General features: G+C 62.4%; 9 protein-coding genes and 1 pseudogene. 5 read left to right on the top strand and 5 right to left on the bottom strand.

From position 1 onward, the window contains the following. Positions 1-3: 3 nt before the first annotated feature. From AC1DIO_RS26195 to AC1DIO_RS26185, 3 genes are all read right to left on the bottom strand, one after another. Positions 4-1,311, bottom strand: a complete 1,308-nt coding sequence (locus AC1DIO_RS26195; RefSeq protein WP_476854324.1) for a KpsE/RkpR family capsule polysaccharide export protein — start codon at positions 1,309-1,311, stop codon at positions 4-6. A 56-nt stretch (positions 1,312-1,367) separates the two neighbouring features. Then, positions 1,368-2,513 carry a polysaccharide biosynthesis/export family protein gene (locus tag AC1DIO_RS26190; protein WP_476854323.1) on the bottom strand — a complete coding sequence of 382 codons (1,146 nt, stop codon included), beginning with the start codon at positions 2,511-2,513 and terminating at the stop codon, positions 1,368-1,370. 138 nt (positions 2,514-2,651) lie between these two features. Then, the gene (locus AC1DIO_RS26185) at positions 2,652-5,039 is read right to left on the bottom strand and encodes a glycosyltransferase (RefSeq protein ID WP_476854322.1); all 2,388 of its coding nucleotides are present in this window, start codon (positions 5,037-5,039) and stop codon (positions 2,652-2,654) included. A 165-nt stretch (positions 5,040-5,204) separates the two neighbouring features. On the opposite strand from AC1DIO_RS26185, the gene AC1DIO_RS26180 reads away from it, so the two are divergent. The 4 genes from AC1DIO_RS26180 (at position 5,205) to AC1DIO_RS26165 (ending at position 16,126) form a co-directional block, all read left to right on the top strand. Next, complete coding sequence (locus AC1DIO_RS26180) at positions 5,205-6,017, top strand: SDR family oxidoreductase (protein WP_476854321.1); 813 nt, start codon at positions 5,205-5,207, stop codon at positions 6,015-6,017. A 103-nt stretch (positions 6,018-6,120) separates the two neighbouring features. After that, positions 6,121-13,425, top strand: a complete 7,305-nt coding sequence (locus AC1DIO_RS26175) for a type I polyketide synthase (RefSeq protein ID WP_476854320.1) — start codon at positions 6,121-6,123, stop codon at positions 13,423-13,425. A 173-nt stretch (positions 13,426-13,598) separates the two neighbouring features. Beyond that, positions 13,599-14,813, top strand: coding sequence for an aminotransferase class I/II-fold pyridoxal phosphate-dependent enzyme (locus AC1DIO_RS26170; RefSeq protein WP_476854319.1), 1,215 nt, complete (start codon positions 13,599-13,601; stop codon positions 14,811-14,813). A 29-nt stretch (positions 14,814-14,842) separates the two neighbouring features. Next, entirely contained in the window at positions 14,843-16,126 is a 1,284-nt protein-coding gene (locus AC1DIO_RS26165; protein WP_476854318.1) for a capsule biosynthesis protein, read from the top strand. 59 nt (positions 16,127-16,185) lie between these two features. Here the strand turns inward: AC1DIO_RS26165 and AC1DIO_RS26160 are convergent, their stop codons facing one another. Further along, positions 16,186-16,371, bottom strand: coding sequence for a transposase (locus tag AC1DIO_RS26160; protein ID WP_476854317.1), 186 nt, complete (start codon positions 16,369-16,371; stop codon positions 16,186-16,188). Positions 16,372-16,767: 396 nt separating this feature from the next. Between AC1DIO_RS26160 and AC1DIO_RS26155 the strand changes: the two genes are divergently transcribed. Continuing rightward, positions 16,768-17,697 (top strand): hypothetical protein, encoded by a 930-nt coding sequence (locus tag AC1DIO_RS26155; RefSeq protein WP_476854316.1) that lies wholly within the window; start codon positions 16,768-16,770, stop codon positions 17,695-17,697. 413 nt (positions 17,698-18,110) lie between these two features. Here AC1DIO_RS26155 and AC1DIO_RS26150 read toward each other — a convergent pair. Then, positions 18,111-18,277 (bottom strand): annotated as a pseudogene (locus tag AC1DIO_RS26150) (transposase); the annotation flags it as partial. Positions 18,278-18,300: the final 23 nt, after the last annotated feature.

The following is an 18,300-nucleotide window of genomic DNA, read 5'->3' as shown; positions in this document are numbered from 1 at the left end:
TTCTCAGCGCGTGCGTTCGCGGACCGTCTCGAAATAGAGGGCGGCAATGCCCCAGATCGCGGCAAGTGCCAGCGTCACGAGCAGCGTCATCAGGAAGGTCCTGGGATGGACTTCCTTCTGGCCAAGGGTGGGCGCCATGAACACCTCCAGGTAAACCTGCTGGCGGGCTGCGCTCAGCCGCGCCTGGGTGAGCGCGGTCTCGGCGCGCGAGACACGACGGGTTACCAACTCCCTGCGCGCTTGGAGCGTGTCGAAGACGGACGCAGCCGCCAGCAAATCACCATCGCTGGCCGCGTTTGGCTTCTGCTCCGTCGTCGCCTTAAGTAGGAGCTCAATCTGGGCATCCAGGGAACGGATGTTCTCATCCGCGAGGATCAATGTCGGCGAATCCGTCTTCAGCCGCGCAGCAGCGGTGGCGCGAGCTGCGATCAAAGTGGCTCGGGCGTCTCGCATTTTCCCAACGAGATCGGCATGGTCGGTGGCGGTCTTAAGTGGGTCCAGGGTCGCTTCCCGGCCCCGCGCCAACTCGAGTGTGGCCAAGAGAGCATTTAGCTCAGCGTGCGCCGCTTCGGAATCGACTTGCGCCTGTTTGAGCTGCTCAGCGCGCACCTTGCTCGTGAAGCTTGAAACCAGTGCTTCGCTGAACCTGAGCACTGCCTGATTGAGACCGAGCGCGTCTTGCGGCGTAAAGGCATGGATCCGCACCGTCACGATCCCGGTTGTCGAATCCACCTCGGCCTGCGCMATGCGCTGCCAATACTGCGCTATCTGATCGCTCGTAGCGTCTTGGCCCAGGCGCCAGATTAGGTCGAGGCGAGGGCGGGAAAACAGGGTCGCCAAATCATAGGATGCAGCCAGATCCATGACGATCCGTGGACTGCGAATGTAGTCTGCAACGACATGCGCCTCCTGCGAATTGTTTAGGGCGGAGAGAACGCTCGCCTGCCCGACGGATTCGATGCTGAGCTTCTCCAGGCTCCCGCGCACGACGAAACGAGATTCCGACACATATTGCGGTGCGGCGATGAGCGCGAGATAGAGAAAGCAGGCGATCGCGGGAATGACTACGGCAGCAAGGAAGCTGATCGGTCCCCACGGAGGCTGCGAGCGCACCGCCATAAGGGCGGCAGGTGATGTAATCTCGTTCGGTGTGGGCTCAGCGAGGGCGTGCAGATCGGCGCGGGCAGTTAGCGATGTGCGTCTCGCTGCACCTGGCAGCACGTTGCCGATCCGCGCCAATGCCCCAGAGACCGGGGTATTGATGCGGTCCAGCGACGCGAATTTTCGAATCTTGTCTTTGATCTGCGCCATATCTTTCGCGCGTCGCGCGCGCGGAACAACCACCTAAAGGCCAACCCTCTCCGAGGCTACTTGACGACTGCGGCTACGCCTACACCTTGAATGACCGGCGCGGTCAGGGTGCCGACCAGCTGGAACAGCTTTAGGAGGTCGGCGGCCGGAGCATTCGCAACGTAGAGTGCGTCCTTGTCGCGGATCTGGAATTGACGCGCCACGAAGATTGACGAGGCTTGACGCATGTCGAGGCGGTAAATGACGGGCACTCGGTTTCCCAACGGAATGACCGACCCAGCGGGAGCAATCTCGCGGGCCAGAGGGGCGTCCTCAAACCGGAGCAAGTACACGCCCTTAGGGTCGGCCCTTTGATCCTGAAGTCCGCCTGCCTTGGCGACGGCTTCCTCGAGTGTGATGCCCACCGCCTCGAACGGAACGATACTGTTGCGGCCTGTCGCGCCGAATGCTGTGAAAGTCTGCGGACGCCGGATGACGGTGACCGTGTCCTGCGCGCGGACATAGACGTTTTCCTCTGGCCGGGCGAGCAGGGTCTGCATTGGCATGACCACTGTGTGATTGCCCCGGCTCAGCCCGATAAAGGTTTCATGGACTGGCGAACTGGCTCCCCCGGCAGCCGCAATCACGTCAAGCACCCTGTCGCCACGCGGCGACAGGGGCATACGCGCCCCCCTCGTCACTTCGCCGAGCACGGTTGCCGCGTTGCTGAGCGAGCGCGAAATGCTGACGAGCGCCTGAGGCTGGATCGCGCTACCGGTGAGCTTCTCGACGATGAGCTTCTCGACCTGATCGGTGGTGAGGCCGCGGACCGAAACTCGTCCCGCATAGGGAATAGTGATCGAACCGTCTTGTCCAACTTGTTGCTCGGGGACCACGGTCGAACGCGATCCCACATTGACGCCGTTAAGCATCGGTGCGGAAAACAAACCACCCGAACCCGCTTCCCATATCGTGACCACGATCGCGTCACCGACACCAATCGTGTAACGGCTGGCCGGACGATAATCTCCAAACCGGCCGCCGAAGGTCGGCTCGCGGCGCTTGGAGAGGGAAGCCAGCACCGCGTCGTTGATGTCCGCAAGGACGAACTGTCCGTTCTCGGGCTGTTGGGATTGCTCGTTGATCTCCGAGCGGAGCGGGCCGGCACCCGGTAGAGTGTCGCAGCCCGCAACCAGAAACGAGAGCGCAAAAAGGCAAGACAATCGACAATTCACGCTGCGGTACCGTTAGGCTCGTTTCTCGACGCCGCATCCTTATCACAGAGAACCCATGAACAATGGGTTCAGCCCACGAATACGTGGGGTTGTGGCGGAAGCATCACACTTGCTTCTTGCTTGTCGTCAGAATTGAATTCCGTGTCGCGAATACACATTGAGAACATCGAGCGCCATATGAATGGTGTCCCGTTCGTACGATGTACATTGCGTTAGGCGCTCGAGTTCATCTCGATCGCGTTCCAGTTTTGTGAGCGCAGCGGCAAGCGCCCTGCTGCTCCCCGTTGATACGACGACCCCATTGACCCCGTCGGCGACGATCTCAGTCATGCCTGGTTGGTTGGAGATGATACAGGGGGTATGGCAGGCTAATGACTGCAAGAGGGTCAGGGGCGCGTTCTCGGCCCATATGGACGGCATGACCAGCACATCCAGACTGCGCAGCGCCACGTCGAGCGCTTCAATCGGAAGACCACCGCGGAAGAGGACCGGGCGCCCGGATGATGATTGCAGTAATTTGCTGGCATACAGAGGGTGTCGGGTCATGTCGCCCCAGATCTCAATCAGGAAGCGCCTGGGATCGAGAAAACGGGTCGCATCGACCAGCACATGGCAACCTTTGTGTTTGCCTATCTGGCCAATGAAGCCAACGCGCAATGGCCCCTTTGGACGGTTTGGCTTCGGGGTGCGGTCGGCTTCGATCCCGAAGGGACAGATCTCGATGGGAAGCGAGAATCCGTTGCGCCGGTAGGCATCCCGAAGATACTGCGTCGGTGCCAAGGCTGCGCGCAGGGGTGACAGCCTTTCGCGCAGGACGTCCGGGCGTTCGATCACAGCGCGAATATCGTCTGCGGCCTGCTTGGGCAGAAGGGGTAGCAAGCGAGGAAGTACGATCGCGCTGGTCGAACGCGCGAACCAGGATGCGAGATAGGCCAGCCCCAGTGAGCGGGGATTTTCCTCGGCGTGATCGCGTAAGCCGCACGACACGCAATTTGACCGGCTGGGGCTCGGACCTCTGCAGGCGTATTCCCACGAGTTCAACAAGGTCCCACGGTGGCAAAAGCCGTGAAAGTCGGTCAGGGTCGCGAAAACCGGGAGGTCCAGTGTTCGGGCCGCCGAGTAAAGCGCGGCCGTCAGACCGAGAAAATGGGCGACATGGATGGCATCCGGTGCAATCGAGCGGAATGTCTCTTCCAGAGCGCCAATCATCCGCGGGTCGTCGTAGGTATCACGCGACCCGCGAACAGGTGGCCTGAGGATCCTGCGAATCTCGATTCCGTCGAGCCACTCGACCGGCGCCAAAGCCGCCCCGTGCGGATCGGGGTTGATCCGGACGGTCACGATGACGGGCCGGTGGCCGAGCTGATGAAGGGCCTGCGCGAACTGCCTCACATAAACTGCGGTTCCGAAAAACTGCTCGGGAAAGTAGCCGTGCACGCAAATGGCAATAGTTAGCCGCCTTCGCATCGCTMAGGCCACGAGCACAGGGCGAACCTGATCCTTCCAGCCCGAAACGAGTTGCTTTGTCGCTGAAGCATTGGCGTGGCGCGCCTCAGGGTCGTTCAGCATGGCTCGAATTGCGGCAACCCACTCTGCAACGCCACCCGACACGAGGGATGCGGCTCCCCTAAGTTCTCGATAGGGCTCGAGGGCTGGAAAGATTGCGGCCGCCCCCATGCGAACGGCATCGATCGCCTTGGTCGGCGAGCGCGCCTGATTGAGCGGGGTGTCCAACATCGGCGCGATCAGGATGTCGGTACGACTTTCTCCCGAGACGTGCCGATAGGTCGGCCAATCAACTTCTTTGCGGAACTGGACGCCTGGAATTTCGCGCCACCAACGCTGGGCCCGGGCGGGACCGATCACGTCGATCAAGAGACCAGGCTGTTGGGCCGCAAGTTCGGAGGCAATTTGCGCCGCAAGCCGGTGGTCGGCCAAATGGCTTAGCTGAGCGTGGAAAGCGATGCGAAGCGCGCTCGCCTCCCTTCTCGGCTCGGCTGATAGGTCAATTTCGGACGGCGCCGGTCGCAAGATCGTGGCTCGCGCATTGATGTAGCGCTCTTGGAGTAGGGGAGTGGATACAAAGATGTCCGTCAACTTTCGCGCGAGCATGCGCAAGGGGACAACGATTCGTCTCGCCACGTCGAACCGATAGGCCAGGGGCACAGTCGAATCGGCAAGAAACGCGACATAATCGTCATCAAACATCAAGCCGATGCCCGATAATCCCGGAGTTGAAGCCAAGCGACGGGCCCAGCGCCAGGTTAGATACCGGCAGGCCAGCACGTAGTCGCCCGGAAATAACGGCTCGTTGAGCGCAGAGGGGTCAGACATATCAATGACGAGGGACGGGCGGTCGCCCAAGCGCGGTTTAATATAGTAGTCGAAAGTCGGATTCGGGCCAGATACCAACACAACGATTCGCGTTGCGCAGCCGGATCGAGGGTGTATCGGGCGAATTTCCGGATATTGAAATCCAATAACGTCCGGAAGGCTGCCGAACACAATGATCATTCCGCCGTTGAGCAACAAAAAAGAGAGCGCTAAACCTCACAACTCTGAGACTTCTCCCCCAATTTCCTCTTAATCGAGGAAGACATGGTGGTCCAGAGGCTCCATAGATTGTAGGTCTGGTTGGAAGGAAAGCGTGTGTGCGGGCCGGCACTTGGTCTAGCAATCGTGACTGGCGGATCGAGTGGAATCGGCAAGGCCTGCGCGGCTCGGCTGATTGATATCGGCCATCCTGTGGCCTTGCTGGCGCGCGATGCGGATCGGCTGGCCGTGGCCCAGGCTGAACTGCTATCGCGGCGTCCGAAGGCAGTTGTCGTTACGATATCGGTCGATGTCGGCGACCATGAAGCGTGTCAGCGGGCGATCGAGCAACTGATCGAGTCTTACGGCGCGCCGGATTGGGTAATTTGTAGCGCGGGGATCGCCAAGCCTGGATTGTTCCTCGAACAACCGCTTGAGGATCATACTTCTCAACTCAGAACCAACTATCTCGGATCGGTTCATGTGGTCAGGGCGGCCGCGCCAGCAATGGCAGCCGCGAGGAGGGGGCGAATCGTTCTTGTTTCCTCCGGTGCAGCCTTCTTGGGCATCTACGGCTACTCCGCCTACGCTCCTTCCAAATTCGCGGTTCGGGCTCTGGCCGAGGTCCTTCGCGTTGAACTTGCGGAGTGTGGTGTATCGGTAACGGTCGCCTGTCCTCCCGATACCCTCACGCCACAACTCGAAATGGAAACCCACAGTAAACCGGAGATTACCCGAAAAATAACGTCCGGAGGCGGGGTTTGGGCGGCTCAAGATGTTGCCAAGGCTATCATTGATGCTGCATCGCGCGGGCGCTTTTTCGTGGGGCCGGGGTGGTCAATTCGGGCACTTTGCAGCTTTCACAGCTTACTTGCGTCATTTTTTCGTTTGCGTCAGGTGCGCTTGATAAGGCATGAGCTGAAAAGCCGGTCTGCAGGCGATCGTCGTAAAAGAAAATAAACTCGAAGTCTTCTTGACGTGTCGCTGAGGTAAGGCTGAGGGGCTACGGAGCGTTTCAATACGCACCGGCGATTCAAGCGGGTTCGGGGAATACATTTCAATCATGCCTTCGGCGATTATTGGTTTGGCATCGCGCTTGCCGGGTGCGCGTGATCTAAACGAATTCTGGCAAATCCTAATTGACGGCAGGTGCACCGTCCAGGACGGGCCCGTTGGTCGTTGGTCGGTTGAGCGATTTCTGCATCCCAATCCGGCTGCGCTCGGATACAGCTACAGTTTCGCGGGCGGCTATCTGGACGACCCGCTCGCGTTTGATCCTCTCGCTTTTGGAATCTCTCCGCGCGAAGCCGCGCAGATCGATCCGCAGCAGCGCCTCCTGCTCGAGCTCGTATGGGAAGCCCTAGAGGATGCCGGCATCCCGCCCTCGAGTGTCGCGGGCGAAAAGATCGGTGTCTATGTCGGCGCCTCGAACGTCGATTACCAAGGTGCTGCGTCGATCGATCAGGCAGTGATGGAGAGCCATTTCATTACTGGCATTTCGCTGGCGATTGCGTCCAACCGCATTTCCTACACCTTCGACTGGAAGGGGCCGAGCATGACCGTCGACACGGCATGCTCATCCTCGATTGTTGCTCTCGACAAGGCGATTCAGGCGATTGATGCGGGCATCATCGACACGGCCGTCGTCGCCGGCGTCAACATGCTGCTGTCGCCCATCCCATTCATTGGCTTCTCGCGCGCTCGCATGCTCTCGCCAACTGGTCGAAGCAGGCCGTTCTCAGCCAAAGCGGATGGGTACGTCCGGTCGGAAGGCGGGGCTGCGCTCGTCCTGCGTCGCCTGGACGTCGCGCGACGGTCGGGAGATCGTGTCCGCTCCGTCGTAGTCGCGACTGGCGTGAATTCGGACGGGCGGACAGTCGGAGTCTCGCTGCCTTCGGTCGACGGTCAAGCATCACTCCTGAGGGAGGTGTATGCGCGTTCAGGCGTACCGCCCGACCGGCTGGCCTTTGTCGAGGCCCACGGCACCGGAACGCCCGTCGGGGATCCGATCGAGGCGCGTGCCATTGGCCAGGCACTCGGTGTCGGGCGGCGTGAGCCGCTGACGATCGGTTCGGTGAAGTCAAATATCGGCCATCTCGAATCGGCGTCCGGAGCGGCCGCCTTGGCCAAAGTAGTGCTGTCGCTCGAACAGGGAATCTATCCGCGGACGCTCCATCTTGACGAGCCTAGCCCGCATGTTCCCTTCGCGGAGCTCAATCTCCGGCCGGCCGCGCATGATCTCGTCCTCCCCGAAGCAAACGGCGATGTGGCGATCGCGGGCATCTGCAATTATGGCTTCGGCGGCACAAATGCGCATGCCATCCTGCGGGCTCCTACGGCTGAAGAGCGGGGCGAAGTCTCTGCCGCGCCAGCTTCGCGTGCCGAAGTGCTCGTTCTCAGCGCGCACACACGGGACGCCTTGTCGGCGGTCGCTTCGGCCTATCACGCGGCCCTGTTGGACGATGCATCCGAATTCGATCTCGTTGCCCGCGCCAGCGCCCGGCAGCGCGATCTGCTGACGCATCGGCTCGTGATGCCACTGTCTACGCGCGAAGAGGCTCTCTCCGCGCTCTCGCGTGTCGTGGCGAGCGACGATGATCCGAGAGTTAAGATCGCCGTAGCTGCGCCGGCGACACAGCTTGCCCTGGTTTTCCCCGGCAATGGCTGCCAATGGCCGGGAATGGGTGTGGCCGCCTATCGCAGCAATGCTGATTTCGCGCGCGAACTCCAGGCCGTCGATCGGATCTTCCAGCCGCTGGCCGGATGGTCATTGATCGAGGCTCTGCACGCTGACGACATCAAGGAGCAGCTTGCGAGCACCAGTGTGGCGCAGCCTCTTGTCTATGCAATCCAGTCGGCCTTGTTCGCCGTCCTGAAGCTCTATGGGTTGCAGGCCGATTTCGTCCTTGGACACAGCGTTGGCGAGGTCGCCGCAGCCGAGGCCAGCGGCGCGCTGACCCGTGAAGCCGCGGTGCGTCTCGTCATCGAGCGCAGCCAGCATCAGGAAAGCGTGCGCGGCCTCGGCGGCATGATGGCCATCTCGGCCGATGAGGCGACGGCGCGCGATCTGGTCGAGGCGGTCGATCGCGATCTCGAGATCGCTGCGGTAAACAGTCCCAGTTCGGTGACTGTGAGCGGCGACGAACTCGCGCTCAAGGCGCTGGCGATAGAGGCGCGTCGGCGCCGCATTGCGACGCTGAAGCTCGACCTCGACTATCCCTTCCACTCGGCGCTGCTTGAGCCGGTGCGAGAAGGCTTGCTCAAGGGCCTGAGCAGTATCGCGCTCCACAAAACCCGTATCCCCTTCATCTCTTCGGTCACGGGGGGCCCGATTGAGGGGGGGCGGCTCGACATTGCCTATTGGTGGAGCAACGTCAGGCAGAAGGTCCTTTTCAAGGATGCGACCGCTTTCGCAGCCGAGAACGGTGTCACGCTCTTCCTCGAGATTTCGCCACGCCCGATTCTGCTTGGCGCCGTTGCCGATACGTGTCGCAGCCTCGGATCGGCTGCGGCGGCCATAGGCAGCCTGAACGAGAAGGACGGCGAGGGCGAACGCGATCCGGTTCTGGCCCTGGTTTCTACGCTACTTGCGCGGGGCGCGCTCCCCATCCACGACAAGCTCGTTGGCTCGAATCCGAACATCCGGGTGCCGTTGCCGCATTACCCTTGGCAACGCCAACTTTGCGTGCTGCCGAAAACCAAGGAAGGCATTGAGGCCTTCGGCCGGATCGATGGCGGCAAGCATCACCCGCTGATCGGCACGCGCCTAGTGGATGAATCGCCTGAATGGCGGATGCTGCTCGATGCCGAGCTCGTTCCCTATCTGGCCGATCACCGTGTCGGTGGCGAGATCGTCGTGCCTGGTGCCGCGCTAGTGGAAATGGCTCTGGCGGTGGGGCGGGAGGTTTATGGCGACCTGCCGATCGAACTGAACGATGTCGATATCTTCCGCCCCATGATCATCCCCGAGGGCGGGATGCGCGAGATTTCGGTTCGCTTTGAACGCTCGCTGTCTCGCGTCGAAGTCTGGAGCAGGGCGCGTTTCGCGGATGACTGGACGTTCAATGCGGCCGGTCGTGTGGCGCCGGCACAGGGCCAAGCCGATGACCCCTCGAATGGGCTCGACGAGGCCAACATTACGACCCACACGCGCCAGGATGTCTATCGCGCCTCCGAACGGGCCGGGCTGCAATATGGGCCCTCCTTCCAGCGGGTCCGGGCACTCCGGCGCAGCGGTTCTTGGCTGGATGCCGAACTCTCCATCGAGCCGCCACCTCTCGGGCAGTTCCAGGATCGGCATCTCATCGATCCCTCGGCGCTGGATGCCGCGTTTCATGGTCTCTTCGTCGGGTTGACGCAAAAGGCCGGCGAGACCAAAGCTTTCCTGCCCGTGCGGATCCAGCGACTGAATTGCTGGCAGCCGGGTGCGCGGATCGCCCGGGCGCTCATCGAAGTTGTCAAGGAAACACCGCGTTCGCAGAACCTGCGTGGCTGGCTTCTCGATGGAGCCGGCGGAGTGGTGTGCGACTTCGAGGGTGTCTATCTGCGTGCCGCCATCCTGGGGCGGACGGATCATGAAAGCCGGATTTTCCAAACGCGCTTCGAGCCGTTGCACGCCATTGATCGGGCTGCGCTCCCCGCCCTTTCATCTGCCAGTGGACAACGCGACGCCGAGGCGCCGCCGGCCTGGCTCGTCACCCGAGCCGCAGTGATTTCGGCTGCGCACGCCGTTTTGCTGAAGCTCGCGGACGGCAGGCCTTTCGAACCGGGAGCGGCAATCGAGCACGGTCTGGTTCATCCGGATTCTGCCGCACTGCTCGGCGTTGCGCTCCGCTTGCTGGAATCGGCGGAACTCGCGACGGAGCGGGACGGAGTCTGGACGATCGTCGCGGAAAGTCCGTTCCCGCCTCCCGCTCCGCTGATTGCGACGCTCGCCGAACGGTTCCCGGAGGCACAAGCAGAACTGCTGTGCGCCAATTCCGTGGCCACGCGCTTGTCCGATCGGCTGCGCGCTGGAAAGGGTGAGTTGTTGGCCGATGCCGCTGCGCTGTTCTGGCAGTCTGCATCCTTCCTCAGCCAGACGGTGGACGCGATCGAGGACCGCGTTCGCGCGATAATCGCCGCTTCGGCACCGCGGCATCCGCGCATTGCTCTGATCGAGCCCTCGGCCCATGCGCTTTACGAGCGTCTTGAGGCGATGGCCGCGCGTGGGGAGATTCTGCTCCTGACGGCAGGCGATGCGCCGGCGGGAACTCGCCGGCGCATCGATCTTGCCAGACATCTCGACCTTTCGTCGGAGGACCGGGAGGCGAGCGGCACGCTAGCGGTGATCGATGCCGTCATTGCCCTTCCGAGTGGCAGGCTTCCGAGCGCCACCTCGCTTGAACGCTTGCTTCCCTTGCTGGCACCGGCCGCGCCGGCCGTTGTGGCGGCGCTGCCTCAGGACGATGCCCTCGACCTGGTCCTGGGCCTGGGGCAGGGCTGGCTCGAAGCGCAATCCGATCCCTGGTTGACGACGTCTGTCTCAGCCACGGCCGAAGAGATCACTGCCGCGTTGAAGCCGCTAGGTTTCGTGGTGCAGGCCGAGCTTGTCAGCGTCGCCKGGAGCACCCTGGTCGAGGCCGTGCGGCGGACGCCGCCATATAAGGCTGTCGGGACTCGTCCGCAGCTTATCATCTCTGGCAGCGCGCGAGACGCATCTTCGCTTGCCGCTGCGCTTGCCTCTGGCTCAGGGGAGGGCGGCCCCGTCTGGATCGACCTGCCCGCCGATGAAAGAGAAGGTGTCGAACTACAAGCCAGGGCTCTGCGCCTCACCGAGCGKCTGCAGGTCTTTGCGCGGAACAACGAGCAGGGCCCGCTCTGGATCGTCACGCGCGACGCCTTCGGCCTGGGAGGCGTCGCCAACCCCGCTTCCGATGCAATCTGGAGTTTTGGCCGTGTCGCGGTGAACGAGTTCCCGGAGATCGATATCCGGCTCGTCAGCATCGCCTCGTCCCTGCCCGCCGAAACAGCTGCGGAGCATCTGCTGTCCGCGATCGCCGGTGCCGGAAATGAGCGGGAACTTCTGATTACTGATCAGGGCTTCCTGGCTCCTCGAATTGGCGGCGCCTCAGTGACCCGGCACGCTGGAACGAGCGGGCAGCGTAGTCTGCTGAAGGCCGAGCCTGGGGCCGGCTTCGAGAAGTTCGAGTGGGAATGGAGCAATCGGCGTGAGCCCGCCGAGGGCGAAATCGAAGTCGAGGTTGAAGCCGTCGGGCTCAATTTCCGAGATGTCATGGTCGGCATGGGGTTGCTCGACGAGAACCTCTTGGCCGGAGGTATGAGCTCAGGGGTGCTCGGTTTCGAATGCGCCGGGCGGGTGACCCGAATCGGTCCCGGCGTGACGGAGCTTGCGGTCGGCGACCGGGTCATGGGTTTTGCGGCCGCGGCGTTCGCCTCGCATATAACTTCTCGTGCCGAGAGCTTCTGCAAGGTTCCCGGCTCGCTGTCGCTAGAGGCCGCTACGACCATACCAGTGGCGTTCGCGACMGCCCGGTTCGCACTCATGGAGGTCGCGCGCCTGAGGGCTGGTGAAGTCGTACTGATCCACGGGGCGGTCGGTGGCGTCGGCCTGGCGGCGATGCAGATTGCACGCTCGATCGGAGCGCGGGTGATCGCAACCGCCGGCAGCGAGGAGCGCCGGCAGCTCGCCCTCGCCCTCGGCGCGGAGGCTGCCTATGATTCGCGCAGCCTCGATTTCGCCGAGCAGATTCGATTGAACCATGGCGGCATCGACGTCGCACTCAATTCGCTCGCCGGCGAGGCCATGCGGGCAACTCTTCGTCTGCTGCGCCCGTTTGGGCGCTTCATCGAGTTAGGCAAGCGAGACTATCTCGAAAACACCGCGCTCGAACTTCGCCCCTTCGTTCGCAATCTGAGCTATTTCGGCGTCGATCTCGACGAACTGCTAGCCCATGATCCCGCGCTGGTCCGCCGAATGCTTGGCGATCTGGCCGACCGCTTCGAGGACGGCGAATTGAGGCCTTTGCCCTATCGGGTTTTCGACGGAGAGCACGTCTCCGACGCTATGCGGCTCATGCAGCGCTCTGGGCATGTCGGMAAGATCGTGGTCCGGCCGGCAATGAGGGCACGCGATCCCGACGTGATGCAGTCCTTCGTTCCGCGGCCGGGCCCATTCATCGTGCTCGGGGGCACGGGAGGCTTCGGCCTGGAGACCGCCTTCTGGTTGGCGGATCGAGGAGCGACGCGGGTTGTCGTCGCCTCGCGCCGCGGGATCATCGACCCCGCTGCAGCAGACCGTTGGGCCGCCTACGCGGATCGGATCAGCGTGGAGCAGGCTGACGCCACCGATGCATCCTCGGTAGGGTCGCTGATCGCGCGGGTACGCGAGAACTTTGGCGCGATCAGAGGCATCGTCCATACCGCGATGGTGCTGGAGGATGGGTTGCTCGAAGGTCTCACACCGGAGGCCCTCGATGCGGTCGTCGCGCCGAAGGTCAATGGGGTGATGGCGCTCGACGACGAAACCCGGGACGACCCCCTGCAGTGCTTTGTGGTGTACTCGTCGGCAACGACGCTGATCGGCAATCCGGGGCAGGGCGCCTATGTTCTCGCCAATGCCTTCATGGAAGGCGTCATGCGCAAGCGACGGGCCCGGGGTGTTCCGGCGCTGGCCGTCGGCTGGGGTGCGATCTCCGACGCGGGCGTCATCGCGCGTGACCGTCAGCTTGGCGAGCGATTGGCGCGAACCACTGGCGTGACTGGCGTTTCGGTGAAGGACGCTCTGAGCCATCTCGGGCGCCTGCTGGCACAGGGCGATTCCGTCGAGCCCGTCCAAATCTACAGTGCCATGGGCCGGAGTTCGGTCGCCAATAGCCTCGCTGTCCTGACAACGCCAGCCTTTGCGGCAATGCGCCAATCCAGTGATGGCGTTGAGCAGGGTGATACCCTCGACCTGCGCGCGCTCGTCGCGGGCAAGGACGCGATCGAGGCGCTGGAAATCGTGCTGGGTGTCACCAAGGGCGAGATCGGCCGTATTCTGCGCATCGACGTGGCGAGCATCGACGCACGACGCCCGCTCGCCGAGATTGGCATGGATTCGCTGATGGCGCTCGAACTGCGTCTTGGCGTCGAGAAGCGGATCGGCATCGAGCTCCCCCTGATGTCGCTCGGAGACAGAACGGCAGTTCACGTCGCGGAGAAGATCCTGGCCGGTATTCTCGGGGACGCCGAGGACACCGACGAGACGGTGCGCCTGGCTGGAGAAATGGCTGCGGCTCATGGCGCCGATGGTTCAAACCTCACCGAGATCACAGCCGTCGCCGAGGGGATGCAACTGCCTGTGCGGGCAAAGGACGGGGTGCTATGAGTGGGACGAAGCCGGGACCCCTCTCCAGAGCGGAAGTCTCATCGATCATCGATCTATCGCGCGCATCGCTTGGGGCGAGATCGGCTGCGCCGCAGCCTGCCCGCCGGCCAGTAAGCGTTCCTCCTGACTATGACGTTTCGTTCGAAACTTTGCCGGCCTATCAGCAATTGGTGATGCAGCGTGCGGTCGGCGATCAGCTCGGCCTGCACAATCCCTATTATCGCGTGCATGAGGAGCGCGCCGGCGCGGTGACGCAAATCGATCGCCGTGCCATCATCAACTTCGCTTCCTACGATTATCTTGGGCTCAACGGCGACGAGCGTATCACTACCGCGGTGCAGGAGGCCGTGGCACGCTGGGGCACGAGCGTCTCGGCCAGCCGGATCACGGCGGGTGAGCGCGAAGCCCATCGCGAACTTGAGGCCGAGCTCGCTCATCTTTACGGCGTCGAGGATGCGATTGCCTTCGTCAGCGGCCACGCGACGGCTGTATCGACTATCGCGGCCCTGCTCGATCACGGCGACCTCCTGCTTCATGATGGCCTGATCCATAATTGTATCGTCGTGGGGGGCCTCGCTTCGGGCGCATCCCGCCGGGTCTTCGCCCATAACGATCTCGATGCGTTGGAGAGCATGCTCAGGACCGAGCGCGCGCGCTTCCGGCGCGTGATGATCGCGACGGAAGGGCTGTTCTCGATGGACGGCGACGGCCCGGATCTCGCTCGCCTGGTCGAGATCAAGCAGCGTTATGGCTGCTGGTTGCTCGTCGACGACGCGCATGGGCTCGGAGTTCTTGGCGAGACCGGCAAGGGAATCTTCGAGCATGCCGGTGTCGCGCCAGAGTCGGTCGACATTTGGCTCGGCACCCTCTCCAAGAGCATGGTCAGTTGCGGCGGGTATGTCGCTGGCAAGCGGGTTCTAGTCGACCTGCTCAAATGCATCGCGCCCGGTTTCGTCTATAGCGTCGGCATGCCGGTTCCGGCGGCGGTGGCGGCGACCACCGCCCTGCGGCTCATGCTCGCGGAGCCCGAGCGCGTTGCGCGGCTCAAGGCCAATGGCCGGCATTTCCTGACTGGTGCTCAGGCGCTGGGGCTCGATACCGGAGCCAGCTGGGGTTTTGCCATCACGCCGATCATCGTCGGCGATACGCTGCGGACCGTAAAGCTCGCACAGCGCCTGCTCGATCGCGGAATCAATGCCTTCCCGGTCTTGCCGCCCGGCGTGCCCGAACGCACAGCGCGCCTGCGCTTCTTTGTGTCTAGCGAGCACAGTGCCGAGCAGATCGACGCTGCGCTTGTCGCGACGCGTGAAGAACTCGATCGGCTCATCGGCGAGAATTTCGGAATGGATGCGCTGCCGCGCCTGATCGCGTCGGCAGCACCGGGCTGATCGCCAGGCCACTTGTCGACGGTTTGAAAATGGGCGCGATCAACCGCACGGTCCTCATGCTGCAGGGGCCGCCCTCAGGCTTCTGGCGGCAGCTCGGCGATCGTTTTGGTCAGGCCGGCGCGACGGTTCTGAAGGTGAATTTCTGCGCGGGCGACCACGTCTATTGGGGACGGCGCCCGGCGTTTGCCTTTCGCGCGGCACGCGAGTGTTGGCCGGAATACCTGTCACGCCTGATCGAAGGGCACCGCGTAACCGACATCCTCTATTACGGCGACCGTATGCCCTATCATGCGCGTGCTGCAGAGGTCGCTCAACATCTGGGCGTCAGGACCTACGCTGTCGAGTTCGGCTATCTGCGACCGGGCTGGATCACGCTTGAGCGCGGTGGGATGGGCGTCCATTCGCACTTCCCGGCAGATCCAGATCTAATCCGATCCCTCGCAGTGACACTGCCGGCCGTCGACCCGACGCGGCGCCATGCGCATCCGTTCGCTGTCGAGGCCTTCAACGAGGTCGCCTTCAATCTGCTGAACACCTTCGATTGGCTCTGCTATCCGCGCTACGATCCTGACCGCTTTTATGCGCCGTTGCCGGAGTATTTCAGTTCGTTTCTTCGAAGCTGGCGCCGTAGTCGCGCGCGTGACGACGCTGAGCGGGTCTTGGCCGAGGCTGAAGCGCGCGCCTGGCCCTATGCGCTTTACGCGCTGCAACTGCAGAACGACTGGCAGATACGCGCCAATTCGCCGTTCACCGATCAGCGTGAGGTACTGGAGAAGGTGATCGCGTCGCTTGTGCGCGAGGCACCGTCTGCGATGCGGTTGATCGTGAAACTGCACCCAATGGATGTCGGGATGATCGATTGGGGCGCCGAAGTGCGCGCCATCGCGGCTCGCCATAGTGCTGCGAACCGCGTTCATTTTGTCGACGGAGGGAATCTCGATGCCCTGATGGCCGGAGCAGGTTGCGTGCTCGTCGTCAATTCGACGGTCGGGCTTCATGCGTTGCGTGCGGGACGGCCAGTGAAGACATTTGGGATGGCGGTTTACGACATGCCTGGCCTGACTCATCAGGGCGAGCTTGGTCAGATATGGACAGCACCTGAAGCGGTTGACCGCGCTCTGGTCGATGACCTCATCAGGGTCCTTGCCGCCACCATTCAGTCGCGCGGATCATTCTACGGGACCGAGGGCCGTGATGTGGCGGCTCGGGAGATCGCGCGGCGGGTTCTCTCCGATCAGGTCAATGAACCGGGCGCCTTCGTCGATCCGCCGCCGCGCTTTGCCTCCGCCCGGGCCTTGGGGATGAGGCTTTGAGGCGCCGCCGCGCACATTTGGACGCCGGCTCGCGTGCGGCCAGGCTCAGGACTTGTTGATCAGAGCCAGAAGACGACGGCTGCGGCGATACAGATGGCTGAGAAGAATGTGTGGGCGCATCGGTCGTAGGGTGTTGCGATGCGTCGCCAGTCTTTGAGCTTGGCGAAGAGGTTCTCGACCTTGTGGCGCTGGCGATAGAGCGCCTTGTCGTAGGGAAGGGATTTTGCGGCTTCTGCTCGACGCAATGCAGGGCTCGATGCCAGGCACTGAGCGCCCGGCGGAACGTGGCGCTATCATAGCCGCGGTCGGCGATGAGGGTTTGGCTGGCGGCAGGGCAGCGAGCAGCTGCGCCTTTCCGGCAGAAAAGCGCGTAAGGGAACCCTTAAATCCGCTCCAGAAGAAAGGTATTTCGTCACAGCATAAATCAAAATCTTTGTTTCGAAATTAAAGACACAATACACTCGATCCGAGACAATAACTCAATTATCTGATGCCTCATCACTTACTGTTTGCATGGTCATGAGTTCGTAATCTATAATTCGATCTCGTCCAACTCGTGGATATTTTCCGCAACTCACTCGCCGAGATCAAGTCGCATGCAGATTTCCCAGTCTCTCGCTCATCTGCCAACATCGGATCGCGTGACGCTTCTGGATAATGGCCAGACGATCATCCAGCACATTCGCAATCCTGGGCGCAAGAGCGATACGCTGGTCGTCACCTTCGCCGAAATACTGATGAACTATCCGTCGAAGGCGGGGTTCGGAGAGCAATTCTTGCTGAAGGCAGGGTACGACCTTGTCATCGTTCAGAAGCGTTCGGAGAGCTGGTATCAGGACCTGAAGGTCGAGGATTTCGCCGGTGCCGTTTCCGGAATCGCGGCGCATTATCGTGACGTCGTCTGCTATGGCATCAGCATGGGCGCCTTTGCCGCGCTGTATTTCGGCGGCTCCATCGATGCCTCGATTCTCGCCCTGAGCCCCCTGTGCTCGATCCATCCGCGCTATCCGCAGCTCGGGGGGCGGGAATACCGGAAACATGTCATCGCCACCCAATGCGATCTGGCGGACGTTCCCAAATCCCGACAGCCTGTCTTCATCGTCTTTGACCCCCGGCTCCAGCTGGATGCCCTGTACATGCGGGCGGAGGTCATGCCGGCCTTCCCCAACGCCACAATCGCGATCGCCCCTGGAGCCGGTCACCCCGTGAGCCGGTGCCTCAATGGCACGGGCCTGCTTGGCCCGCTGGTGCTCGACTTCCTTCAGGACCGCCGGACGCCGGACATCGCCGCGGCCCTGCGTCCGCATCGCGCAAGCTCGGCCTTCTGGCTGGCGAATCTCGCCGATCGCTGTGCCCGGCGGGCCCGCTTTGCCATAGCGATGTCGCTCTACGAGAAGGCCATCGATTTGGCGTCCGATCCGGCATTCTTCATCGCGAAACGCGATGCGCTCAGGAAGAAGCGCATCGGACCTGGCGCTTCGCGCGCGGCGGCTAGTCCCCTTCTGGTACTCATCGCGGAGGTGTTCGATGAATTCCTGCCATTGCTCCACGGATGCATCGCGTTTGGCTAGGCTAGTCCGACTTCGCCGCGTCGCGGCCGGCTACGGCCTAGACGGAGATCAGCTCGTAGCGTGCACCCGGCGCCGCGGGCAGTAGGAAGTTTGCGGGAGGTGGAAGCGAGATGGCCTGACAGTCGATCGGTGTTCCGCAAGCTTAATGCTCAAAATGGCACTCGATGCCGTCCCTTTTATGAGGCCCGGAACGCGCGGATCTCCATCTTGGCCAGGGCTCTGTCCTGAGACCGGATACGTTGACGCAGACTGCCTTTGCCAGATCGTAGAAACCGCTTGCAGACGGGGCGGGCCATACGTTTTAGCAGGCCTGCCGCCGTGCGATGGGCCTTGAGATGTGTCACATCGATCATGCGCTCGGGCTTGGGCCCTTGCCCGGTGAAGATCCGGTCGAAGACGCCGAGCCGGCTTCAGCGGATGAAGCGGTTGTGAGACGCGTCTTGTGGGGACCGTATCCCTTGGGCGCGTCCTTCCACTGCAGGCCGTTGCGGATGACGTAGACGATCCCGCTCACCACCCGCTGGTCGTCGACACGCGGCACGCCATGAGACAGCGGAAAATATGCCTCGATCAGCGCCAACTGGCGCGCTCAGCAAAAATAAG

The sequence above is a fragment of the Allobosea sp. 05T439 genome (genome assembly GCF_056396005.1).
The sequence above is the reverse complement of the archived record's forward strand: the minus strand, read 5'-3'. Positions and strand labels throughout refer to the sequence as shown.